The organism is Stappia sp. (assembly GCF_965276915.1).
Classification (GTDB): domain Bacteria; phylum Pseudomonadota; class Alphaproteobacteria; order Rhizobiales; family Stappiaceae; genus Stappia.
The window spans coordinates 3,667,950-3,691,544 of sequence record NZ_OZ255709.1 but is presented as its reverse complement, the minus strand read 5'-3'; the positions used below and the strand labels follow the sequence as shown (position 1 = coordinate 3,691,544).

The window sequence follows — 23,595 nt, the reverse complement described above, 5'->3', positions numbered from 1 at the left end:
GCGAATCCTGTACCCGCTTGGCTCCGGAACCGGGCATGGCGTCGCAATCGACGTTTCCCCGGTCCGCCGCAACGCGCTGCCCGGACGATCGGTCCCGGCCGCGAGGACTGACAGGGGCATCCCCAGGCCGCGCCCTCCCGCGCGGATGGGGCGATGCCAACGGAACAACCGACTTTTCGGGATAGACGAGCCGGATATATGAAGGTCTTGATCAAACTCTTCGGCTACCTGTTCGGCATCGGCGCCGTCCTGGGGCTTCTGGTCGCCGCCGGCGTCTGGATCTACCTGCAGGACATGTCGCAGGATCTGCCGGACTACACCGCGCTGAAGAACTACGAGCCGCCGGTGATGACCCGCGTGCATGCGGCGGACGGCCAGCTGATGGCCGAATATGCCAAGGAGCGCAGGTTGTTCCTGCCGATCCAGGCTATCCCGGAGATGCTGAAGCAGGCGTATCTGTCGGCCGAGGACAAGAATTTCTACTCGCATCTGGGTATCGATCCGGAGGGTATCGCCCGCGCGGCGCTGGCCTATGCGCGTAATTACGGCTCCGGCCGTCGTCCGCAAGGCGCCTCGACGATCACCCAGCAGGTCGCCAAGAACTTCCTGCTGACCAACGAGGTGTCCGTCGAGCGCAAGGTGAAGGAGGCGATCCTGTCGCTCAGGATCGAGCAGGCCTACACCAAGGAAGAGATCCTCGAGCTCTATCTCAACGAGATCTACCTGGGGCTGGGCGCCTATGGCGTCGCCGCCGCATCGCTGCTTTATTTCGACAAGTCGGTGCACGAACTGACGCTCGAAGAGGCGGCCTATCTCGCGGCCCTGCCGAAGGGCCCCAACAACTACCATCCCTTCCGCGAGCGCGAAGCGGCCATCGTCCGGCGCAACTGGGTCATCGACCGCATGGTCGAGAACGGCTATGTCGACAGCGTCGCCGGCGAGGAGGCCAAGGCCAAGCCGCTCGACGTGACGCCGCGCACCCGCGGTTCGCAGCTCTTCGCCTCGGAGTATTTTTCCGAGGAAGTACGACGCAAGATCGGCTCGCTCTATGGAGAGGAACGTCTCTACGAGGGTGGCCTTTCGGTTCGATCGACACTCGATCCCAAGCTCCAGGTGAAGGCCCGCAAGGCGCTGATGGACGGGCTGATCGCCTTCGACCAACGCCGCGGCGGCTGGCGCGGACCCATCACGCGCATCGAGCCGGGCGCCGGCGACTGGGGCGGCGAGCTGGCCAAGGTCGAGGGCATGTCCGACGTGCCCGAGTGGCTTCCCGCGGTGGTGCTTTCGGTCTCCGGCGAGACCGCCGAGGTCGGCCTGCGCCCCAAGCGGCTGGTGGGCGGCGAGCTTTCGACGGAGCGCGAGCGGGTGACCCTGTCGCTGTCGGCGATGAAATGGGCCCGCGTCAGCGGCCGTGCGCCGAACAGCGTCGATGATGTTCTGAATGTCGGCGATGTGGTCTATGTCGAAGGCGTCGACGGTCCGGCCGGCCTCGTCTACGAACTGCGCCAGTTTCCGAGCGTCTCCGGCGCACTGGTCGCGATGGATCCCTATACGGGCCGGGTGCTGGCCATGGTCGGCGGCTTCTCCTTCGCGCAGAGCGAATTCAATCGCGCGACGCAGGCCTATCGCCAGCCAGGATCGGCGTTCAAGCCGTTCCTTTATGCCGCTGCGCTCGACAATGGCTACACGCCCTCCAGCGTGGTGCTCGACGCACCGGTGGAGATCGCGCAAGGGCCTGGCCTGCCGGTCTGGCGCCCGCAGAACTACGGCGGCAAGTTCTATGGTCCCTCGACCCTGCGCCTTGGCATCGAGCTGTCGCGAAACGTGATGACGGTGCGCCTGGCGCAGGACATGGGCATGCCGCTCGTGGCTGAGTATTCCAAGCGATTCGGCATCTATGACGAGATGACGCCGGTGCTTTCGATGTCGCTCGGTGCGGGCGAGACCACCGTGATGCGCATGGTCACCGCCTATGCGATGATCGCCAATGGCGGGCGCAAGGTCACGCCGACGCTGATCGACCGTATCCAGGACCGCTATGGCAAGACCGTCTATCGCCACGAGGAGCGGGTCTGCGAGACTTGCGCCGCCGACCACTGGGCCGGGCAGGGCGAGCCGGAACTGATCGACAATCGCGAGCAGGTGCTCGATCCGATGACCGCCTACCAGATCACCTCGATGATGGAAGGCGTCGTGCAGCGCGGCACGGCGACCAGCGTCAAGGCAGTCGGCCGGCCGGTCGCCGGCAAGACCGGCACGACCAACGACGAGAAGGATGCCTGGTTCGTCGGCTTCACGCCGGACCTGACCGTCGGCGTCTTCGTCGGCTACGACACGCCCAAGCCGATGGGCCGCGGTGCGACGGGCGGCCAGGTGGCAGCGCCGATCTTCACCGAGTTCGTCAGGACGGCGCTCGAAGACACGACCCCGGTCGAGTTCCGCGTGCCCAAGGGGCTGCAGCTGATCCCGATCAACCGGCGCACGGGCCTCAGGGCCGCGGCCGGCACTCCGGGCACCATCCTGGAGGCGTTCAAGCCGGGCACCGCCCCGCCGGACGAGTACTCGATCATCGGCTTCCAGGACGATATCGGCATCCCGCGCACGGTTTCCCCGGAAGCCGGGCAGGCCGTGATGAGCGGCACCGGCGGTCTCTACTGAACCACGGACGTGGCGGCCGGGCGCGTGTTTGCGAAAGCCCGGCCGATCCATTATGGTCCGGCGCCGAAACGGGTGGTCCGGCTTCGCGAACGCTTGCGGGCGGCTTGCCGAAGCGGGCGTCCGAACCCACCTGCCGGACACCGTTCCCTTTTTCCGAACATCGACTGCAACACGAGAACAGAAGGACGAGCGATGCGTGCCGAAACCGAGGCCGTCGTTGACGAAATCAAGCAGGCCATAAGCCTGCTGAGGAGGCATCTTTGACTGGGACAATGCGGTTGTCCGACTTGATGAACTGAACGCGGCTTCCGAGGATCCCTCCTTCTGGGACGACCCGGCCAAGGCGCAGAAGCTGATGCGGGAGCGCCAGCAGCTCGACGACGGGCTGAACGGCGTGCGCAAGCTGGAGGCCGACCTCCACGACAATCTCGAGCTGATCGAGCTTGGCGAAATGGAGGACGACAAGGAGGTCGTGCGCGAGGCCGAGGCGGCGCTGAAGGCGCTGCGCGGCGATGTGCAGTCGCGGCAGATCGCCTCGCTCCTGTCTGGCGAAGCGGACGGCAACGACGCCTATCTGGAGATCAACTCCGGTGCCGGCGGCACGGAGAGCCAGGACTGGGCGAGCATGCTGCTGCGCATGTACACCCGCTGGGCGGAGCAGCATGGCCACAAGGTCGAGGTGCTCGAGTTCCACGATGGCGAGGAGGCCGGCATCAAGTCGGTGACCCTCAAGATCAAGGGCGAGAACGCCTATGGCTGGCTGAAGACGGAGTCCGGCGTGCACCGGCTGGTGCGCATCTCTCCCTATGACAGCCAGGCGCGCCGGCACACCAGCTTCGCCTCGGCCTGGGTCTATCCGGTCGTCGACGATTCGATCGAGATCGAGATCAACGAGAGCGATTGCCGCATCGACACCTACCGGGCGTCGGGTGCCGGCGGCCAGCACGTCAACACGACGGACTCGGCCGTGCGCATCACCCACCAGCCGACCGGCATCGTCGTGCAGTGCCAGTCGGAGCGCTCGCAGCACAAGAACCGGGCGACCGCCTGGTCGATGCTGAAGGCGCGGCTCTACGAGCTGGAGTTGCAGAAACGCGAGGAGAAGGCCAATGCCGACGCGTCGTCGAAGACGTCGATCGGCTGGGGCCACCAGATCCGCTCCTACGTGCTGCAGCCCTACCAGCTGGTCAAGGACCTGCGCACGGGCGTGGAAAGCACCAGCCCGGGCGATGTCCTGGACGGCGACCTCGACGACTTCATGGAGGCAACGCTGGCGCAGCGTGCCTTCGGCGGGGTTCCCGAGGCGGTCGAGGACGTGGAGTAGGCTCCCAGGGCCTGCAATCGGACGAAATGCGAAAGGGCGGCCTCCAGGGGCCGCCCTTTTTGCGTCTCGGGAGAGCGAAGGGGAGGCCCGGCGTCAGACCAGCATCTTGCGCAGGCGCGAGGAGATCATGTCGATCACCGAGACGGTGACGACCATGACGATGATGATCGCGCTTGCCTCCTCGAAGCGGAAACCCTTGAAGGCCTCGTTGAAGGTGAAGCCAATGCCGCCGGCCCCGACGATGCCGAGCACGGTGGCCGAGCGCACGTTGGTCTCGAAGCGGTAGAGCGAAAAGCTCGACCAGAGCGGGATGACCTGCGGGATGACGCCGTAGAGAATTTCCTGCAGGCGCGTCGCGCCGGTGGTGCGGACACCCTCGACCGGGCGTGCGTCGATCGCCTCGACGGCTTCCGAAAAGAGCTTCGAGACAACGCCCAGATTGTGCACGAAGATCGCCAGCACGCCGGGCAGCGGACCGAGGCCGACCACGGCGACGAAGAGCACGGCGAAGACCAGGTCGTTGATCGCCCGGCTCGCGTCCATCAGCCGGCGCATGGGAAAGACGACCCAGGCCGGGGCGATGTTGGAGGAGGCAAGGAGCGCCAGCGGCGCGCCGAAGATGATGGCGAGTACGGTGCCCCAGAGCGCGATCTGGACGGTCTCCAGCATCTTCACCAGATAGAGGCGCAGGCTGGTGAAATCGGGGTCGAGGAACTGGCCGACCATGCTCGTCAGGAAGTCGTTGCCCTTGAAGAGCCGCGTCCAGTTGTTCATCTCGGTCGGATACCAGGACAGGCCGAGCAGCACCACGATGGCGCCGAGTATGACTGCGGTGCGCAGAAGGTTCGCCCATTGCGGACGAAGAGCTGCAAGAACGGCCGGGGAGGGGGCGGCGGCGGGACCGCCGGGCTCTGCGCGCGCATGCATGGGAGATGTCCTTGTGGCCCGCCCGCGTCGCGGGGGGCGGGGGCGGCGCGGCCCGAAAGGGGCCGCGCCGGGAAGCGAGGTGGATCAGTAGCCGGCGTTGCCGACGACCTTGGCCTGGGCGGCGAGGTCGGCAAGAAGGGCGTCGGCCGCCTTGATGGCGTCGGCATCGCCGGCGGCCTCGGCCTTCAGCTTGGCCTTGTAGGCCTCGATCTGGCGCACATCGAGAAGCTGGGCGTCGGAGGAGGCGAGGAACGGACCCCAGCCGTCGGACAGGTTGGCGAGGACAGCGCGCTCGCGCTCGACCTTCTCCATGTCACCGAAGCGGCCGTACTGCATGAAGAAGTAGTAGATCTTCTCCTTGGCGGCCTGCGGCAGGTCCTTGCGCCAGACCATCGGGTCGGACGGGATCAGCGGGGAGCGCCAGATTTCCTTGATCTTGGCGGCGGCTTCCGGCTGGGACTTGGCCAGACGGGCGTAGAGCGACTCGGTGTTGTTGGTGGCGACATCCACCTGGCCGGCTGCGACCGCAAGGGCGTTGCCCTCGTGGTTCGACGCGGTGACCCGCGAGAAGCAGTCTTCCGGCGTCTTGCCGTTCAGCGCCCACACGTAGTAGCCCGGGATCGCATAGCCCGAGGTCGAGTTGGGGTCGCCATTGCCGAAGGTCTTCGACTTGTCGCATTTCAGGACGTCGTCGAGCGAGTTCAGCGGGCTGTCCTTCTGGGTGATGAGAAGCGAGTAGTAACCGCGCTCGCCATTGTCCTTGATGGTCTGGGCGAAGACCTCGCCGCCGGCCTTGTCGACGGCCTGGATGGCGGACTTGTTGCCGAACCAGGCGACGTCGACCTGCTTGGCGCCCATGCCGGCGATCACGCCCGCATAGTCGGAGGCGAAGAACGGCTTCACCTCGACGCCGAGGGAGGCGGCCATGTCGTCGAGGAACGGCTTGAAGTTCTCCTCGAGCACCGAGGCGCTCTCGGTCGAGATGATGCCGAAATTGATGACGGACGGCATCGTGCCGGCGTCCTGGGCGAAGGCAGCGCCGGACGTGACGGTCATGGCGAGCGTCGCGGCCGCGAGAACGGTCTTCAACATGGGTGGCTCCTTGGTTGCAGATGGCGTTGGGAAAATCGTTTCTTCCGGGTATCGGGAACCGTGCTCATTCCCCGGCGAGGGGGATGGCACGCTCCAGTGGCACGACGGCGCGTGGCGCGTCGCAATGCGCCGTGACGACCGGGGCCGGCAGGGGCATATCGGTGTCCGGCAGCGTCTCGCTGTCATAGAGGGCGGCAAGGGTGGCCCGGTCGATGCCGGAGGCGGGGCCGTCATAGACGAGCTCGCCCGCCTTCAGCGCCACGATGCGGCGGCAATGCCGGAAGGCATGATCGATCTGGTGCAGCGAGACGACGACCGTGACGCCGTCCTCGCGATTGATGCGCGACAGCGTTTCCATCACCGTCTCGGCCGAGGCGGGATCGAGCGAGGCGATGGGCTCGTCGGCGAGGATCAGACGCGCTTCCTGGGCAAGCGTGCGGGCGATCGCCGCGCGCTGCTGCTGGCCGCCGGAAAGACGCGAGGCGCGGCGATGGGCGAAGTCGACGATGCCGACGCGCTCCAGCGCCGTGAGGGCGCGGATGCGGTCGGAGCGGGTGAAGAGACCGAACGTGCCGCGCCAGGCCGGCGTCTTGCCAAGCCGCCCGGCGAGCACGTTGGAGAGAACGCTCAGCCTGTTGACCAGATTGAACTGCTGGAAGACGACACCGACGTCGCGGCGCAGGCGGCGTGCGTCGGCGGTGCGCCGGCCGTCGCTCTGCACATCCCGGCCAAGAAGCGACAGCCTGCCCGACGCGCCGCGGTCGATCGTCTCCAGCCCGCACAGGAGACGCAGGAGCGTCGACTTGCCGGATCCCGACGCGCCGATCAGGGCGACCATCTCTCCCTCGGAGACCGAAAAGGAGACATCCCGCAGCACGGGCTTTCCGCGCTCGAATGTCTTTGAGACCGACCTGACATCAATTGCTGGCATCGCCTGAGCCCTCCTTGCACGGTCCGGTTAGGCGGACTGTGTTTCAGGGGCATGACAGCCGGCGGTTATTGCCGCGGCGAACCTGTCATTTTTATAGGGAGTTTTGCGTCAAACGCCTTGTCTGACCTGCAATAAATGCCACGGCCGCTTCGAAGGGGCGATCGCCGACAAACGTGCCATAACGACATCGCCCCGAACGCGAGGTCCGGGGCGATTGAAGGCTGACTGTTAAAGACCGACGGTGAGACGGGGAAGCCCGGGCCGCCGCTTCAACGGGTGAGGAGCGGGGCGATCTTGTCGCCGGCGCGCAGGAAGCGGGCCGGGTTGAGCGGGCGGTCGTCGATGCGGATCTCGTAATGCAGGTGCGGGCCCGTGGAGCGACCCGTCGTGCCGACGCGCCCCACCACGTCGCGGGTCGAGACCTTCTGTCCCTTGGAAACCGAAATACGGCTCATGTGGGCGAAGCGGGTGGTGACGCCGCTGGGGTGCAGGATCTCGACTGATTTCCCGTAACCGCCGTTGCGACCGGCGAAGACGACCGTGCCGGGCCCGGGAGCGAGGATATTCGTTCCGCTGACGGCCTTGAAATCCATGCCCGTATGCATGGCCATCCGGCCGAGGAACGGATCGAGCCGCGGTCCGAAGGAGGAGGAGACCGGAGCGCCGCTGACCGGGCGGGCCATGGGAATGCCGCGCGCGGCATCCTTGATGCTGGCAAGCGTCGCCAGGGCCTGCTCGGCGCGTTCCAGGCGGGCGTCGAAATCGGCGGTCTCAAGGGCGACGAACGGGCCGCCCTGGCCGCTGGCGGCGGCCTTGCGAATCCCGGCGAGCCGCAGCCCGAGTTCGTCGGCGGCGTCGGTGATGGCGTTGACGTCGCGCTCCGCCGTCACGGCGATAACGTCGAGGGCGAGATGCGCTTCCTTGTCCATGCGCTCCAGCGAGGCATTGACGTCGTCGATCAACTCGGAGCGCTTGTCGGGCGCCTGTCCGGCGGCCTGCCCCGGGGGCGGGGCGATGTTCTTGAGCGGAACGCCGGGAGAGCCGGCGCCCTGGCGTGCGGCCGCTTCGGCCGCCGGGCTGCTTTCACCCTGCGACCCGCGCAGGCTGAGCACGGGAGAGATCTCGATGGGCTCGGGCGTACCGCCGATACCGGTCGGCGCGGCGGCCGAGCCGAGTGCGATCTGCGGCAGGGCGATGTCCGGCTTCGCCGGCGGCACCGGCCCGCCAAGGGCGACGCGGATGCCGCTTTGGGCCGCGCGGGCGAGGAGGTTCGCAACCCGCGCCTGGCGGGTATCGAGATCCCGCTGGCGTACGACCACGTCCTCGAGCTGTTCGTCGATGCTGCGGCGTTCCAGAACGCGGCGGCTCGTCAGCTGGTCGATGCGGGAGCGCAGCGAGGCGATGCGGTCCTCGTAAGAGAGCTGCATCTGGGCCTGGCGTTCGGCCGATGACTGGATGATGTCGTCGCGCAGGACGAGATAGGCGGTCGCGCCGATATAGCCGACGGCGAGCATCGTTCCGAGCGCGGTTCCGAGCCCGGCGATCCAGGGAGAGATCGTGAAACTGCGAACGTTGTCGCCGCGGGCGATGATGACCCGATGCGGCTCCTTGCGTTTGCCGAATACCCTTTGGGCGTTGCCAGCGTGTCCTGTCATTACTCTCCGGACCCGTTCCCGACGACACCGCGCTTGCACGCTGCGCCAATGATCACGGTCCGATTGGACGCTATTAAGGTTAACAAATGCTAAGGAGCTACAGGATTTTGCGCGGCCGTCACCCGATCAGGCGCGCCAGCGGACGGTAGAACCCGGGCGTCAGTCCCGCTTCTGCGCGGGCACGGTCGTTGAAGGGCGGCTTCAATCCGCCGCGGAAATGGCGGCGCACGAGATCCTGGAAACGGCGCTCGGGATCGGTGCGGTCCAGGTCGCACAGAAAGCGGAACCATTTTGCCCCGAAGGCGACATGGCGCTTCTCGTCGCGGTAGATGATCTCGAGTATGGTCGCGCTCGCCTCGTCGCCGCGGGCGCGCGCCTTTTCGATCATCGGTGGCGTGATGTCGAGGCCGCGGGCCTCCAGCACGAGGGGGATGATTGCGAGGCGACCGCCGAGATCGTTGCCGGTGCTTTCCGCCGCTTCCCACAGGCCGTGATGGGCGGGCAGGGCGCCATAGAACGACCCGAGATCGTCAAGCCGCTTGCGTAGCAGGGAGAAATGCTTGGCCTCCTCCAGCCCGACACGCACCCAGTCGTCGAAGAACGAGCGGGGCAGGGCACGGTCGGCGAACCGGCCGACCATGTCCCAGGTCAGGTCTACGGCGTTCAGCTCGATATGGGCGAGGGAATGCAGCATCGCGATCCGGCCGGCCTCGCCGCCGATCGCCCGTTTCGGCATGTCGCGCGGGGGCAGAAGCACAGGCCGGTCCGGGCGCCCGGGCTGGTCGGGCATCGGCCCCGCGCCGGTGCGCCGCCGCAGGGACAGGGTGCGGGAGAACCAGGCGCGCGCCGTGGCGTGGGCGACGTTGATCTTCTCGTCGAGGCAGGTGGCGGCAACGACGCGGCGCGCGCCGCAGGCAAGCGAGGCCGGCAGATAGGCGGCGGCGTCAGCCTTTGCGGGAGAAACGCGCATGAAACTGTCCGCCGCCTTTCCTTGATACGGCCCTTGATACGGCCTAGCCGTTGGCTTTCACGGCCTCGAGAACCGCTTCGGCATGGCCTGGAACCTTCACCTTGCGCCACGTTTCGGCGATCTTTCCAGTGGCGTCAATGAGGAAGGTCGCGCGTTCCACGCCCATGTATTTGCGGCCATACATGGATTTCTCCACCCACACGCCATAGGCCTCGGCGACTGCGGTGTCCGTGTCGGCCCCGAGGATGACGGTCAGCGCGTGCTTGGCCTTGAACTTGTCGTGCTTGGTCGTCCCGTCGGGAGAGATGCCGATGATCGCCGCGCCGGCCGCGTCGAATTCCGATTGCAGGGCGGAGAAGGCTATGGCCTCCCTGGTGCAGCCGGGCGTATCGTCCTTGGGATAGAAATAGACGACGACCTTCTTTCCGCGCAGGTCCGACAGACGCACCGTGCCGCCGCCATCGGTCGCGAGTTCGAAATCGGGGGCCATGTCTCCGTTTGCGACTTCGCTCATGTCTTGCCTTCCTTTTGTCACTTCGACGGTGAAGAATCACCGCTTTCCTGTCAGATGCAGATACGGGCGCCCGAAGGGCACGGATCCCTCACTCGACATATTATGATGTGTGCGATTCGCGGATGCGATCAGCGCCATGCCCAGAGGACCAGGACACTGTTTAGACGACTGATCCATCGCGACAAACCGTTGCGGGACGTTTTGCGTCATCGCCGTCGGCGCTGGCCGATGGTTCTTGTCGTCATCGGTGCCGTTGTCCTGGCGATGTTCGGCGGGCTGCTTGTCACGCTCTATCACGGGCCGGTCTCGCTCCCTTACCTGGCGCGCGCGATCGAGGACCGCGCCTCGACCGGCGATGCCAGGCTGACGGTCGGCGCCGCGACGATCGACCTGTCGGAAGGCCTGCCGCTGCGCATCGAGCTGGAAAACGTGGCGATGGACATTGGCGGGGGCACGCCGGTGTCCCTCAGCGTGCCGCGCATCTCGGCGCCCGTAGACCTGTCGGCGGCCTTGCTCGGCAAGCTGCAGCTGGCCGAGATCGTGCTGGACCAGGCACGACTGAAAGTGTCAACGCTGAGCGAGTCCACGTCGCCGACCGAGATCCCGGACATGTCGGTCCTGGTCGAGGCGGCGGATCGCACCGCCGGGGCGGCATTGCACCAGCTTGCGGCGCGCGGGGTCGCCCGCATCGAACTGCTCGCCGCCGAGATCGTCGCGGAAGGCGAGGAGACCTATCGCATCCGCGGCATCGATGCGGTCCTGACCCGGAGCGGGCAGGACGATCTCAATGTTTCCGCGGAGGTCGCTGGACGGCTTGGCCAATGGCGCGCGGAGGTCAGCCGCGTCACGGATCCGACGTCCCGGGAACGCCTCATGCGCGTCGACCTGCACGACGTGTCGCCTGGCGAGTTCATGCCGCTCGAAATGGCGATGGGCGCGGGGCGGGGCCTCGGTGTTCCGGTCCGGGCCCGGCTGGACGCGACGCTCGACGAGCGCGGGACGTTCAAGGAAACGCGCGTCGGGTTCATCGTGTCTCCGGGCTGGGTGAATACCGGCCGCTCTATCGTCAGCTTCGACAAGATCGACGTGCAGGCGCTGTGGGAGGCGGGCTCCCCCGGTTTCAAGATCGCACCGTCGAGCTATATCCGGGGCAACACCTATTTCCCTTTCGAGGGCGTGGTCGAACCGCCGCGCGAATGGCAGGATCTGTGGTCCTATCGCATTGTGTCGCGCAATGCGGAAATCGGGCCGAGCGACGTTCCGGGTCCGCCCTTCGCCATGGAGGCGTTCGTGCTCGAGGGACGGGCCGACCCGGCGGCGCGCGAGATGCATTTCGACAAGATCCTGCTGCGCTCGGGCTCGGCCAATCTCGATGGCGCGGGTTCCGTACGCATCGGAGAGGACGGCCCCTACCTGGCGCTGGCGATCGAAAGCGGCCCGATGGCGGTCGCGACGCTCAAGAGGTTGTGGCCGGTCACCATGATCCCGCCGGCGCGCGCCTGGATCATCGAGCATCTGGTCGACGGCCGGGTGAACAACGGGCGGGCGACGGTCGCGTTGCAGCCGCCGGCCTTCGATGTCTCGGATCCCGAGCCGGGCTGGTCGGGCAACGACGTCAATGTCGATATCAGCTTTTCCGACATGAGCCTGAAGACGGTGGGCACGGTGCCGGTCGCGCAATCGCTGTCGGGCCGTGTGCGGGTCGCCGACGAAGTCCTGACGGTGACGTCCGAAAACGGGATCATGGTGGCCCGTGCCGGCGAGCAGATCTCCTTGCCGGAGGTCACCTTTTCCGTCCCCGACATCCGCAAGAGCGGCGACAAGACCGGCGTTCTGGAACTGACCGCGAGCGGTCCGGCGGCCTCGCTCGCGGCGCTGCTCGACGCCGAGCCCTTCACCGTGCTGTCGCGCAACGACCTTGCCCCGGACGATGTCGCAGGTACGGGCGAGATGACCCTCAACGCACGCTTCGCGCTGGTGAAGGACGTGCGGGTCGACAATGTCGACTGGAGCCTGACCGGCGCCTTGCGCGGGTTCTCCAATTCCAAGCCGATCCGCGGCCACAAGCTGGGGGCGGGAAACCTGAGTTTCGATGTCGATGCGCGCAGCATCGCGCTGAAGGGCAAGGCGCGACTGGACGGACTGCCGGCCAATCTCGACATCGTCGTGCCATTCGGCGAGGGCGGCGAGGACGCGGTGGCCGCACGCCAGGGCGTTACCCTGGAGGTGACGGCAAGGCAGTTGGCCGACCGGGGCATCGACCTCAGGCAATTCGTCAACGGGCCGCTGCGCCTGTCGAGCGAGGAGACAGCCGCCGGCCAGACCTACGACATCGACCTGACGCGGGCCCGCATCGATCTGGCCGAAGTCGGCTGGACGAAGAGCCCGGACGTTGCCGCCCGTGCCCGCTTCACGATGGCCGAGAACAACGGGCGGCGGGAAATCCGCGGCTTCACCCTGACCTCCGAAGGGGTTGAGATCACGGGCTCGATCAACCTGACCAAGTCCGGCGACCTCGACAGCGCGCAATTTTCGCGCTTCGCACTCAGGGCCAGCGACGAGGCGAGCATGCGGGTGTCCCGTGAGGGACGGCAGATCGTCGTCGATTTCCGCGCGAGGCGGTTCGACGGGCGCGGCCTGATCGCCAGCCTGACACGGGAGCGCGACAGCGGCGAGGGTACGGGCAAGGTCGCACTGCGGCTGACCGCCGACATCGAGCAGCTCACCGGCTTCAACGGGGTCAACCTCGCCGGGGTCAAGCTGAACCTTTCCTCCGTCGGAGGGGAGACGCGCAGCCTGTCGGCGAGCGGCACCTCCAGCGGACGCGCGGCGTTCAAGCTCGATCTGGCCGGAAAGGGCAGCGAGCGGATGCTGAGCGGCACGATACAGGACACGGGCGCCCTGCTGCGCTTTGCCAACCTTTACGAGCGGATGCGCGGAGGCGTGGGTTTTCTTTCCGTTTCAATGCCTTCGGCGAAAAACTGGACAGGAAGATTCAAGATCAAGCGGTTGGCGATTACCGAGGATCCGGCGATCCGCGCACTGGCCCGCAGCCGCGCCGTGACGGAAACCGGCGATCGGCGCCGGCAACAGCTGCTGGCCGGTGCGGAGCGCAGCGGCGAGGCCTCGTTCAGTGCACTTGACCTCGAGTTCCGCCGCAGCGGGGATATCCTGACGATCACCGACGGCACGCTTGCCGGCGCGACCATCGGCGGCACGGTGTCGGGAAATGTCGACCTGGCGACGCGCACGCTCGACATGACGGGCACTTTCGTGCCGATCTTCGCGCTCAACAATCTCTTCGCCAAGATCCCGATCCTCGGTTTCGCCCTTGGCGGCGGCTCCGACGAGGGACTGATCGGCGTCACCTACAAGCTGACCGGTGCGATCGGGGAGCCGGTGCTGACCGTGAACCCGGCCTCGGCCATGGCACCGGGCATCTTCCGCAAGATCTTCGAGTATCGGTAGAATCGAAAAGGGGCAGCCAGTGGCCGCCCCTTTCCGAATTTTCAGCGGGTTATGCGCCCGTGCTCACACGGCCTTGAGCAACACGTGCTTCTTCTTGCCGAGCGAGAGCTTGATCACCCCGTCCTCGACGAGGTCGGCGGTGCCGAGCACGCGCTTCTCGTCCTGCACCACGACATCGTTGACCCGAAGGCCGCCGCCCTTGACCTGGCGCCGCGCCTCGCCGTTGGAGGCGCAGAGCCCGGCCGTGACGAAGGCGGCAAGCAGGCCAAGGCCGGCCTCCAGCTCGCCCGCTGGCACGTTGACGGTCGGCAGCCCGTCCGCCAGCGCCCCTTCCTCGAAGGCGCGCCGGGCCGTCTCGGCCGCGTCCCCGGCGGCCTTGCGGCCATGCAGGATGGCGGTGACCTCGGTGGCGAGCACCTTCTTCGCCTCGTTGATCTCCGATCCGCCAAGGGCTGCGAGGCGGGCGATCTCGTCGAGCGGCAGCGTGGTGAAGAGCTTGAGGAAGCGCTCCACGTCGGCATCCTCGGTGTTGCGCCAGTACTGCCAGAAGTCATAGACCGACAGGAGGTCGGCATCGAGCCAGACCGCGCCCGAGGCCGTCTTGCCCATCTTGGCGCCCGAGGCGGTGGTCAGCAGCGGCGAAGTCAGCGCGTAGAGCTGCGGGGTGCCCATGCGGTGGCCGAGATCGATGCCGTTGATGATGTTGCCCCACTGGTCCGACCCGCCCATCTGCAGCCGGCAGCCGGTGCGCTTCGCCAGCTCGACGAAATCGTAGGCCTGCAGGATCATGTAGTTGAACTCGAGGAAGGACAGCGACTGCTCGCGGTCGAGGCGCGTCTTGACGCTGTCGAAGGACAGCATGCGGTTGACCGAGAAGTGGCGGCCGACATCGCGCAGGAACTCAAGGTAGTTGAGCGGACGCAGCCAGTCCGCGTTGTTGATCATCAGGCCGCCGCCGAGCGGGCCCTTGTCATAGTCGATGTAGTTGGCGAAGGAGCGCTTGATCGAGGCGATGTTGTCCTCGATCATCTCGACCGTCATCAGCTTGCGGGCCTCCTCCTTGAAGGAGGGATCACCAACCATGCCGGTGCCGCCGCCCATCAGCGAGATCGGCCGGTGGCCGGTCGCCTGGAACCAGTGCAGCATCATGATCTGCATCAGGTGGCCGACATGCAGGCTGGAGGCCGTCGGATCGTAGCCGATATAGGCGGTGACCGTCTCAGTCCGCAGGAGATCGTCGAGACCGGTCTCATCCGACATCTGGTGGATGAAACCGCGCTCGCTAAGGGTCCTCAGGAAATCCGACTTGAATCCGGTCATCTTGCCAATCTGCATCTTGTGGTGACGTGAAACGCCCCGAAGGGCCCGCACGTCTTAGCCGAACTGGCCGCCGAGATCACGGGGAAATCCGCCGGATGCGGCGGTCATGCGGAAACCGGGGGAGTGCTCGCGCGGCCGCGCAAAAAAAACGGCCGGGGAAACCGGCCGTGGAGAAGTTTTGCGGGTCGAGGTCGGCGAGGGTATCGCGCCGACGACAAATGTCTCCTAGCAAGGGCGGATGACGCAGCGGTGACAGGGGCTTGCCCCAAAGCAAAAAGGCCCCGCAAGCGGGGCCTTTTCAATTCGTCGGTCCGGGAGGGAGAGGCTCAGAGAGCTTCGTCCTCGGAAGCCTCTTCGCCGGTATCCTCGGACGCGTCGGAGGTCTCGCCGTCGGCGTCGCCGCCCTCGGCGTCTTCGTCCTCGTCCTCGTCTTCCTCGAACTCGAAGATGTCCTGCTCGCGGCCGGTCAGGTCCTCACCGCGCGCCTGGCGCTCGGCTTCGTCCGCGGAGCGGGCGATGTTGAGGCTGATCGAGATCTCGACTTCCGGGTGCAGGACGACCGTGACGTCATGCAGGCCGATGGTCTTGATCGGGCGGTCGAGGCGAACCTGCGAACGGGCCGAGGAGAAGCCGCCTTCGGTCATCACGTCGGCAATGTCGCGGGTGGAGACGGAGCCGTAGAGCTGGCCGGTCTCGCCTGCCTGGCGAATGATGGTGAAGGACTGGCCGTCGAGCGTCTTGGCGACGCCTTCGGCTTCGCTCTTGCGCTCGAGGTTGCGGGCCTCGAGCTGCGCCCGTTCGGTGTCGAAGCGCTGCTGGTTGACCTTGGTGGCGCGAAGCGCCTTGCCCTGCGGCAGGAGGTAGTTGCGCGCGAAGCCGTCGCGCACCTTCACCACTTCGCCCATCTGGCCAAGCTTGGCGACGCGCTCCAGGAGAATGATCTTCATGTCGGTGGTCCTTGTCGTCTGTCCCGCGCTCTTTCGAGCACGGTTAGGGGCGGCGGCGTGATGCCGGGCCGCCCCAGCCGATGGAAATGATCGCGATCTTACTTGATCACGAAGGGCAGAAGACCGAGGAAGCGGGCGCGCTTGATGGCGCGGGCCAGCTCACGCTGCTTCTTGGCGGACACGGCCGTGATGCGGCTCGGTACGATCTTGCCGCGCTCGGATATGTAGCGCTGCAGAAGGCGGATGTCCTTGTAGTCGATCTTCGGCGCATTGGCGCCGGAGAACGGGCAGGTCTTGCGACGACGGAAGAACGGGCGGCGCGTCGGCAGCTGTGCGATATCGACCATTGCGATAGCTCCTTATTCTTCGTCGAAGCGGCGGGGGCCGCGATCACCGCGATCACCACGATCGCCCCGGTCACCACGATCGCCGCGGTCACCACCACGATCGCCGCGCTCACCACGTCCACCGCGTCCACCGCCACGGCGGTCGTCACGGTCGCGCTTCTGCATCATCGCGGACTGCTCTTCCTCGTGCTCGTCGACCTTGAGGGTCATGAAGCGCAGGACGTCCTCGTTGAGGCGCATCTGGCGCTCCATCTCGGCGACGGCAGCCGGGGAGGCAGTCAGGTTCATCAGCGTGTAATGAGCCTTGCGGTTCTTGTTGATGCGGTAGGTGAGCGTACGCAGACCCCAGGTCTCGACCTTGCCGACCGAGCCTTCGTGCTCGGCAATCAGGGCCTTGTACTGCTCGACCATCTGCTCGACCTGTTGGGCCGAGACGTCCTGGCGCGCCAGGAACACATGCTCGTAAAGCGGCATGGAGATGTGCCTTTCCTTAGATCCAAAATCCCCGGAACACGGCGCTAAGCCTCTTCGAGCCTTCAAGAAAGGCGGTTCGAAGCAACTTCGAAGGCGGAGACACGGGAAGGCGGATGGCGCATTGTTCCATCCTGCCCGGCGCGCGATCGATCCCTGGAGGGACCGGCCACATGACGAGCCTTCCGTTCAGCCCCCGGCCAGAGTTCCGAACGAAGCGTGGCTTATACACCAGTTGGCCGCGTTCGCAAGCGGTGCGCGGTTGAAAGGTCGGCTTTTTCACGCTTCAACCTTGACAGGGCGCGCAAGGGCCGTGTCTTTGCGGCACACTTCGACAGCGCAGGGTCCGGCCACGTCAACGATCCGGATCGCAAACGAACGGTGGGAGCCATCGACATGAGCATCGCATTCACGTTTCCAGGCCAGGGCAGCCAGACGGTGGGCATGGGCAAGGAACTGGCGGACCGGTTTCCCGAGGCCCGGGCGGTCTTTGCCGAAGTGGACGAGGCGCTCGGCCAGAACCTGAGCGCGATCATGTGGGAAGGCTCCCAGGACGACCTGACACTGACCGCCAACGCGCAGCCGGCGCTGATGGCCGTCAGCCTTGCGACCATGCGGGTCGCCGAGGCGCGCGGCCTCGACCTCAAGGCGTCGGTCGCTTATGTCGCGGGACATTCGCTCGGCGAATATTCGGCGCTCGCCGCCGCTGGCACGCTGTCGATCGGCGACGCGGCGCGGCTGCTGCGCATTCGCGGCACGGCGATGCAGCAGGCCGTGCCGGTGGGCGAGGGCGCGATGGCGGCGCTTCTGGGTCTCGACTTCGCGGATGCGGTTGCGGTGGCGGCGGAAGCCGCGCAGGGCGAGGTCTGCCAGGCGGCCAACGACAACGCACCGGGACAGGTGGTGGTCTCCGGTCACAAGGGGGCGGTCGAACGCGCCATCGAGATCGCCAAGGGGCGCGGCGCGCGGCGCGCGATCCTGCTTCCCGTCAGCGCGCCGTTCCACTGCGCCCTGATGGCGCCGGCGGCCGATGCGATGGCGGAGGCCTTCGCCTCGGTGCGCTTCAACGCGCCGGTCGTGCCGCTTGTCGCCAATGTGCTGGCCGCGCCGATCAGCGACCCGGACGAGATCCGCGCGCGGCTGGTCGAGCAGGTCACCGGAACGGTGCGCTGGCGCGAGACGATCGCCTGGATGGCGGATGCCGGCGTCGACACGGCTTGCGAGATCGGCACCGGCAAGGTGTTGACCGGCATGGTCAAGCGCATCGCCAAGGACATGGCGGGCATGGCGGTCAACACGGCCGAGGACATCGACATGCTGATGGACCGTCTCGGCTCGGCCTGATACGGACAGACTTTCTTATAGAGGATACGGAACCATGTTCGACCTGACTTCCAAGACAGCCCTCGTCACCGGCGCGACCGGCGGTATCGGTGAAGCGATCGCCCGCGCGCTGCATGCCCGCGGGGCCATTGTCGCCCTGTCGGGCACGCGGGCGGAAAAGCTGGAAGCGCTGGCCGCCGACCTCGGCGAGCGCGCCCACGTCGTGCCGGCCAACCTGTCGGACCGCGAGGCCGTCGATGCGCTGGTGCCGGCCGCCGAGGCCGCGATGGGTCCGCTCGACATCCTGGTCAACAATGCCGGCATCACCCGCGACAACCTCTTCATGCGGATGAAGGACGAGGAGTGGGACGATGTCATCGAGGTCAACCTCACGGCCGGTTTCCGGCTCTGCCGTGCTGCGGTGAAGGGCATGATGCGTCGCCGCTCCGGCCGCATCATCGGCATCGCCTCCGTCGTCGGCGTGACGGGAAATCCAGGCCAGGCCAACTATGCCGCCGCCAAGGCCGGCATGATCGGCATGGCCAAGTCGCTTGCGCGCGAGGTCGCCTCGCGCAACATTACGGTGAACACGATCGCGCCGGGCTTCATCGAAACGCCGATGACCGACGCGCTGAACGACAAGCAGAAGGAATCGATCCTCACCAGCGTGCCGGCCAACCGCCTAGGGAGGGCGGACGAGATCGCGGCGGCAGCCGTTTACCTGGCCAGCGACGAAGCCGCCTACATGACCGGCGAAACGCTCCATGTGAATGGCGGTATGGCCATGATTTGACTTGATTATCCTCTCCCGGAGATTGCCGCCGGGAGAGCGGGCCCCGGTTGCCTTTCGGCGGCTGGTCAAGCCCTATAAAGTGTGTTACGAACCCGCCGGCCAGCGAACCCGTTCACGAATGATCGGCGCTCGGGCATGGCCTGTCAGGCCGGCGTGAAAACCCGGGTCGGGCATGGTGCGGGCTGGACCCCATTCACCGCGTTCCGAGGATCGGGTACGAGGTACGGCGCAGAGCGCTGAACTAGCGAAAACCGTTGGAAGCAACTGAGGAATCTAAAATGAGCGACATCGCGGATCGGGTAAAGAAGATCGTCATCGAGCATCTCGGCGTCGACGCCGACAAGGTGGCCATGGAGGCGAGCTTCATCGACGATCTGGGCGCTGACAGCCTCGACACGGTCGAACTCGTCATGGCGTTCGAGGAAGAGTTTGGCGTCGAGATTCCGGACGATGCCGCCGAGACGATCCTGACTGTCGGCGACGCCGTCAAGTTCCTGGAAAAGAACGCCGGCTAATCCATTGTTTACGCGCATCGGGCGGATGACAAGGTCCGCCCGAAGCGCCCACATACAGGTTCATGATGAGGCGAGTGGTCGTTACCGGCCTTGGCATGGTCACGCCGTTGGCGTGCGGTGTCGAGGAAAGCTGGTCCAGAATTCTCGACGGCAAAAGCGGGGCGTCCCGCGTCAGCCATTTTGAGGTCGATGATCTCGCCTGCCAGATTGCCTGCCAGATTCCCCGCGGTGACGGCTCCCAGGGAACGTTCAATCCCGACGACTGGATGGACCCGAAGGAACAGCGCAAGGTCGACGAGTTTATCATCTTCGCCATGGCCGCGGCCGAACAGGCTATCGCCGACTGCGGCTGGAAGCCCTCCACCCGTGAAGAGCAGATCCGTTCGGGTGTGCTGATCGGCTCGGGCATTGGCGGCCTGCAGGGCATCGAGGCGACCGCCCATGTCCTGCGCGACAAGGGCCCGCGCCGCATCTCCCCGTTCTTCATTCCCGGCCGCCTGATCAATCTCGCCGGCGGCTATGTTTCGATCCGTCACGGCCTCAAGGGACCGAACCACGCGGTCGTCACTGCCTGTTCGACCGGTGCCCATGCGATTGGCGACGCAGCGCGCCTGATCGCGCTGGACGATGCCGACGTGATGATCGCCGGCGGTGCGGAATCGCCCGTCTGTCGCCTGGCGCTGGCAGGCTTTGCCGCGGCTCGGGCCTTGTCGACCGGTTTCAACGACCGTCCCGAGGAGGCCTCGCGCCCCTATGACAAGGACCGCGACGGCTTCGTCATGGGCGAGGGCGCCGGTGTTGTCGTGCTGGAGGAATACGAGCGCGCCGTTGCCCGCGGCGCCAAGATCTATGGCGAGGTCGTGGGATACGGCCTGTCGGGCGATGCCTATCACATCACTGCCCCGGCCTCCGACGGCGACGGTGCCTATCGCTGCATGCAGGCGGCATTGAAGCGCGCCGGCATGGCTGCGTCCGACATCGACTATGTCAACGCGCACGGCACCTCGACGCCGCTGGGCGACGAGATCGAGCTCGGCGCGATCCAGCGCCTGGCCGGCTCGACGGCTGCCAAGCTGACCATGTCCTCGACCAAGTCGTCGACCGGGCACCTGCTGGGCGCTGCCGGTGCGATCGAGGCGATCTTTTCGCTGCTGGCGATGCGCGACGGCATTGCCCCGCCGACCATCAATCTCGACAATCCTTCGGTGGAAACCGAGATCGATCTCGTGCCCAACACCGCGAAGCGCATGACGATCGACACGGCACTGTCGAATTCCTTCGGTTTCGGCGGCACCAATGCGTCGCTCGTGTTCCGCAAGGTCGCTTCCTGAGCACAGCACTCCCGCCCCGGCGACTGACCGGGGCGGTGGCGGGGCAGGGACTTTCCCGCCAGGCGCCGAGTTTGGGCATGGTTCTTCGCGGTTTGGCCATATTTGCAAGTCAAGTGGCAGAGCCATTCCCTCGATCAACCTGACCGGACGGGACACATGACCGAGACGCCGACCGACGAGTCCGACCGCGCCAAGGATGGCGGGACGACCGCCTTTCGACCGAACCCCAAGAGCCCGCGCGAGGCGATCCAGCCGGAGCAGGCGCCGCAACCGCCGGCCCGCTCCCGCCACGTCCGCAATCCATTCGTCATCGTCATCAATGCCATCCTGTCGATCGCCGTCCTGACGGTGATCGCGGTGGCCGGCCTGCTCTACTGGGGCAAGGCGGAGTTCGAGGCGCCGGGACCGCTGGCGGCCGAGAAGACGGTGATCATCTCGTCCGGATCGGGCCTCCAGGCGATCGCCGACACGCTGGAAAACCAGGGGGTGATCGAGAACGCCTATGTCTTCCTTGCCGGAGTGCGGGCCTACAAGAACGCGGGCAAGCTGAAGGCGGGTGAATATGCCTTCGCCGCCGGCAGTTCCATGCACCAGATCATGGAAGACCTGGTCGGGGGCAAGGCCGTCTATCACACGGTCACCGTCCCTGAGGGCTGGACCAGCGCCCAGGTGATCGCACGGGTGCGCGAGCATCCCGTTCTTACCGGCACGATCGACGAGATCCCGCCGGAGGGCGCATTGCTGCCGGAGACCTATACGTTCACACGCGGCACGACCCGCGCCCAGCTCGTCCAGCAGATGCGCGATGCCCAGACCAAGGCCGTTGCCGATATCTGGGCCCGGCGCACGGACGGGCTGCCCGTCGAGACACCCGATGAGCTGGTGATCCTTGCCTCCATCGTGGAGAAGGAAACCGCCCGGGCGGACGAGCGCACGCGGGTTGCTGGCGTCTTCGTCAACCGGTTGAACAAGGGTATGCGGCTGCAGTCCGACCCGACCATCGTCTACGGCCTGTTCGGCGGCGAGGCCTGGTCCCAGGACCGGTCCGCGATCACCCGGTCGCAGCTCGATGCACGCAACCCCTACAACACCTACCAGATCGACCGGCTGCCGCCGGGGCCGATCGGCAATCCCGGCCGTGCGGCGATGGAGGCTGTCGCCAATCCCTCGCGCACCAAGGACCTCTATTTCGTTGCCGATGGCACGGGGGGACACGTCTTCGCCGAGACCTATGAGCAGCATCAGCGCAACGTCGTCCGCTGGCGGCAGATCGAGCGGGAGCGGCGTGAGCGCGAGGCGCAGCAAGCCGCGCCCGCCGCTGCGGGAAGCGGCGGATAGCGCAAGCCGCGATCCAGGGGGCAGGAACGCGAAATGGCCGGAACTCTTTCAAGCATGACGGGCTTCGGGCGCGCCGACGGTGCGGCCGGGGCAGCACGCTGGACCTGGGAAGTCAGGTCGGTGAACGGCAAGGGACTCGATGTCCGGGTCCGCCTGCCGGGCGGACTGGAGAGCCTTGAGGCAGTCTGCCGGGAGACGGCGGGCAAGCTGTTCGCGCGCGGCAATATCACCATCGGCCTCAGCTATCAGCGCGGCCAGGGCGACGCGGTGCCGCGCATCAACGAGGCGGCGCTCAACGCGGTTCTGGCGGTGCTGGAGACCATCCGCCGTCGGGTGCCGGATGCGGCTCCGGTCGGGCTTGATGGCATCCTGTCCCAGCGCGGCGTGATCGAATGGGCAGAACCGGAAGAGGGGGAGGCCGAGAAGGAGGCGCTCGGGAGCGCGCTTCGTGCCAGCCTCGCGGGTGCACTTGCCGCGCTCGCCGAAATGCGTCGCAGCGAGGGGCGCGCGATCGCCGAGGTCCTGGCCGGGCAACTTGCCGAGATCGCCCGGCTGACCGCGCTTGCCGAGGCTGCGCCCTGCCGCCAGCCGGAGGCGATCCGTGTCAGGCTGGCGGCCCAGGTGGAGGCGCTTGCCGGCGCATCCGTCGCCCTCGACCCGACGCGTCTTCACCAGGAAGCGGCCCTTCTGGCGACAAAGGCCGACATTCGCGAGGAGCTCGACCGGCTGGTCGCACATGTCAACGCGGCAACGCTGCTGCTCGATGCGGGCGGACCGGTCGGCCGCAAGCTCGACTTCCTCGCGCAGGAATTCAACCGCGAGGCGAACACGCTGTGTTCCAAGTCGAACGGCACGGAACTGACGGCCATCGGCCTTGAGCTGAAAACCGTCATCGACCAGATGCGCGAACAGATTCAGAACCTGGAATAGGGCGAGGCAGGTGTCATGACGACAGCGACGGGCGGAACGGTGGTGACCTCCGAGGAGGCCGAGGCGCGCCGGCGCGGGCTGATGCTGGTGCTCTCCTCGCCATCCGGCGCGGGCAAGTCGACCATCGCCCGCCAGCTCCTCGACCAGGAGACAAACCTGAAGCTCTCCGTTTCGGTGACGACGCGGCCGCGCCGGTCGAGCGAGATCGACGGCGTGCACTATCATTTCATCAGCCGGGAGCGTTTCGAGCAGATGCGGGATCGCGGCGAGCTGCTGGAATGGGCCGAAGTGCACGGCAATTACTACGGCACGCCCCGCGATCCGGTGGAGGAGGCGCTGGGGCTCGGCCAGGACGTTCTGTTCGATATCGACATCCAGGGCACTTTCCAGCTTTACGAGGCCGTGCGTCCGGACGTCGTTTCGCTCTTCATCCTGCCGCCCTCCATCGCCGAGATGAAGTCGCGCCTGCATCGGCGCGCCGAGGATGCGGAAGACGTCATCCAGCGTCGTCTCAAGACGGCGGTCGGCGAGATGAGGCACTGGAACGAATACGACTACGTCATCATCAATGACGACCTGCAGCGCGCCTATGACGGCGCCCGCTCGATCCTGAGGGCGGAGCGGCTGCGGCGCGAGCGCAGCCCCGCGATCGGCCCGTTCATCGAAGGAATGGTCGAGGACCTGAAGCGCGAGACCGGCGAGGACTGAGAGGCGCGTCGGTCCTCCAGGCGCTGCCCGGCC

Annotated in this window: 20 protein-coding genes; 10 read left to right on the top strand and 10 right to left on the bottom strand. The window is 66.4% G+C overall.

Features of this window, described 5'->3' with window-relative positions:
- Window positions 1-198 precede the first annotated feature (198 nt).
- Both ACQY46_RS17010 and prfB read left to right on the top strand, forming a co-directional pair.
- On the top strand, window positions 199-2,658 hold the full coding sequence (locus tag ACQY46_RS17010; RefSeq protein WP_428697191.1) for a penicillin-binding protein 1A: 2,460 nt from the start codon (window positions 199-201) through the stop codon (window positions 2,656-2,658).
- Window positions 2,659-2,850: 192 nt separating this feature from the next.
- A protein-coding gene (gene prfB, locus ACQY46_RS17005) for a peptide chain release factor 2 (RefSeq protein ID WP_428697190.1) occupies window positions 2,851-3,982 on the top strand; the annotation gives its coding sequence in 2 pieces (ribosomal slippage) (window positions 2,851-2,919 and window positions 2,921-3,982; 1,131 coding nt in all).
- A 93-nt stretch (window positions 3,983-4,075) separates the two neighbouring features.
- On the opposite strand, the gene phnE is transcribed toward prfB, so the two are convergent.
- From phnE to bcp, 6 genes are all read right to left on the bottom strand, one after another.
- Window positions 4,076-4,909 (bottom strand): phosphonate ABC transporter, permease protein PhnE, encoded by an 834-nt coding sequence (gene phnE, locus ACQY46_RS17000; RefSeq protein ID WP_428697189.1) that lies wholly within the window; start codon window positions 4,907-4,909, stop codon window positions 4,076-4,078.
- 84 nt (window positions 4,910-4,993) lie between these two features.
- Window positions 4,994-6,001 (bottom strand): phosphonate ABC transporter substrate-binding protein, encoded by a 1,008-nt coding sequence (phnD, locus tag ACQY46_RS16995; protein WP_428697188.1) that lies wholly within the window; start codon window positions 5,999-6,001, stop codon window positions 4,994-4,996.
- A gap of 64 nt (window positions 6,002-6,065) precedes the next feature.
- A complete protein-coding gene (gene phnC, locus ACQY46_RS16990; RefSeq protein WP_428697187.1) occupies window positions 6,066-6,932 on the bottom strand; it encodes a phosphonate ABC transporter ATP-binding protein in 867 nt (288 codons plus the stop codon).
- Window positions 6,933-7,201: 269 nt separating this feature from the next.
- Window positions 7,202-8,587, bottom strand: a complete 1,386-nt coding sequence (locus ACQY46_RS16985) for a M23 family metallopeptidase (protein ID WP_428697186.1) — start codon at window positions 8,585-8,587, stop codon at window positions 7,202-7,204.
- A gap of 118 nt (window positions 8,588-8,705) precedes the next feature.
- Window positions 8,706-9,557, bottom strand: a complete 852-nt coding sequence (locus ACQY46_RS16980) for a ferritin-like domain-containing protein (protein WP_428697185.1) — start codon at window positions 9,555-9,557, stop codon at window positions 8,706-8,708.
- Between the two features lie 43 nt (window positions 9,558-9,600).
- Window positions 9,601-10,071: a thioredoxin-dependent thiol peroxidase gene (gene bcp, locus ACQY46_RS16975; RefSeq protein WP_428697184.1), complete on the bottom strand. Its 471-nt coding sequence runs from the start codon at window positions 10,069-10,071 to the stop codon at window positions 9,601-9,603.
- Between the two features lie 228 nt (window positions 10,072-10,299).
- Here bcp and ACQY46_RS16970 point away from each other — a divergent pair, with 228 nt between their 5' ends.
- The gene (locus tag ACQY46_RS16970; RefSeq protein ID WP_428697183.1) at window positions 10,300-13,539 is read left to right on the top strand and encodes an AsmA-like C-terminal domain-containing protein; all 3,240 of its coding nucleotides are present in this window, start codon (window positions 10,300-10,302) and stop codon (window positions 13,537-13,539) included.
- Between the two features lie 63 nt (window positions 13,540-13,602).
- On the opposite strand, the gene tyrS is transcribed toward ACQY46_RS16970, so the two are convergent.
- The 4 genes from tyrS to rpsF form a co-directional block, all read right to left on the bottom strand.
- Entirely contained in the window at window positions 13,603-14,859 is a 1,257-nt protein-coding gene (gene tyrS / locus ACQY46_RS16965; RefSeq protein WP_428697182.1) for a tyrosine--tRNA ligase, read from the bottom strand.
- A gap of 326 nt (window positions 14,860-15,185) precedes the next feature.
- Entirely contained in the window at window positions 15,186-15,806 is a 621-nt protein-coding gene (gene rplI / locus ACQY46_RS16960; protein ID WP_428697181.1) for a 50S ribosomal protein L9, read from the bottom strand.
- A 98-nt stretch (window positions 15,807-15,904) separates the two neighbouring features.
- Window positions 15,905-16,153, bottom strand: coding sequence for a 30S ribosomal protein S18 (rpsR, locus tag ACQY46_RS16955; protein WP_029057383.1), 249 nt, complete (start codon window positions 16,151-16,153; stop codon window positions 15,905-15,907).
- 12 nt (window positions 16,154-16,165) lie between these two features.
- Complete coding sequence (gene rpsF, locus ACQY46_RS16950; protein WP_306030116.1) at window positions 16,166-16,627, bottom strand: 30S ribosomal protein S6; 462 nt, start codon at window positions 16,625-16,627, stop codon at window positions 16,166-16,168.
- A gap of 393 nt (window positions 16,628-17,020) precedes the next feature.
- Here rpsF and fabD point away from each other — a divergent pair, with 393 nt between their 5' ends.
- The 7 genes from fabD to gmk all read left to right on the top strand — a co-directional run bounded on the left by fabD (window position 17,021) and on the right by gmk (window position 23,562).
- Window positions 17,021-17,968 carry an ACP S-malonyltransferase gene (gene fabD, locus ACQY46_RS16945; RefSeq protein WP_428697180.1) on the top strand — a complete coding sequence of 316 codons (948 nt, stop codon included), beginning with the start codon at window positions 17,021-17,023 and terminating at the stop codon, window positions 17,966-17,968.
- A 34-nt stretch (window positions 17,969-18,002) separates the two neighbouring features.
- Window positions 18,003-18,740: a 3-oxoacyl-[acyl-carrier-protein] reductase gene (gene fabG, locus ACQY46_RS16940; protein ID WP_428697179.1), complete on the top strand. Its 738-nt coding sequence runs from the start codon at window positions 18,003-18,005 to the stop codon at window positions 18,738-18,740.
- Window positions 18,741-19,018: 278 nt separating this feature from the next.
- Window positions 19,019-19,255, top strand: a complete 237-nt coding sequence (locus ACQY46_RS16935; RefSeq protein ID WP_186389281.1) for an acyl carrier protein — start codon at window positions 19,019-19,021, stop codon at window positions 19,253-19,255.
- 65 nt (window positions 19,256-19,320) lie between these two features.
- Complete coding sequence (gene fabF / locus ACQY46_RS16930) at window positions 19,321-20,586, top strand: beta-ketoacyl-ACP synthase II (RefSeq protein WP_428700516.1); 1,266 nt, start codon at window positions 19,321-19,323, stop codon at window positions 20,584-20,586.
- A 156-nt stretch (window positions 20,587-20,742) separates the two neighbouring features.
- On the top strand, window positions 20,743-21,924 hold the full coding sequence (mltG, locus tag ACQY46_RS16925) for an endolytic transglycosylase MltG (RefSeq protein ID WP_428697178.1): 1,182 nt from the start codon (window positions 20,743-20,745) through the stop codon (window positions 21,922-21,924).
- A 33-nt stretch (window positions 21,925-21,957) separates the two neighbouring features.
- Complete coding sequence (locus tag ACQY46_RS16920) at window positions 21,958-22,854, top strand: YicC/YloC family endoribonuclease (protein WP_428697177.1); 897 nt, start codon at window positions 21,958-21,960, stop codon at window positions 22,852-22,854.
- 15 nt (window positions 22,855-22,869) lie between these two features.
- Window positions 22,870-23,562, top strand: a complete 693-nt coding sequence (gene gmk / locus ACQY46_RS16915) for a guanylate kinase (RefSeq protein WP_428697176.1) — start codon at window positions 22,870-22,872, stop codon at window positions 23,560-23,562.
- Window positions 23,563-23,595: the final 33 nt, after the last annotated feature.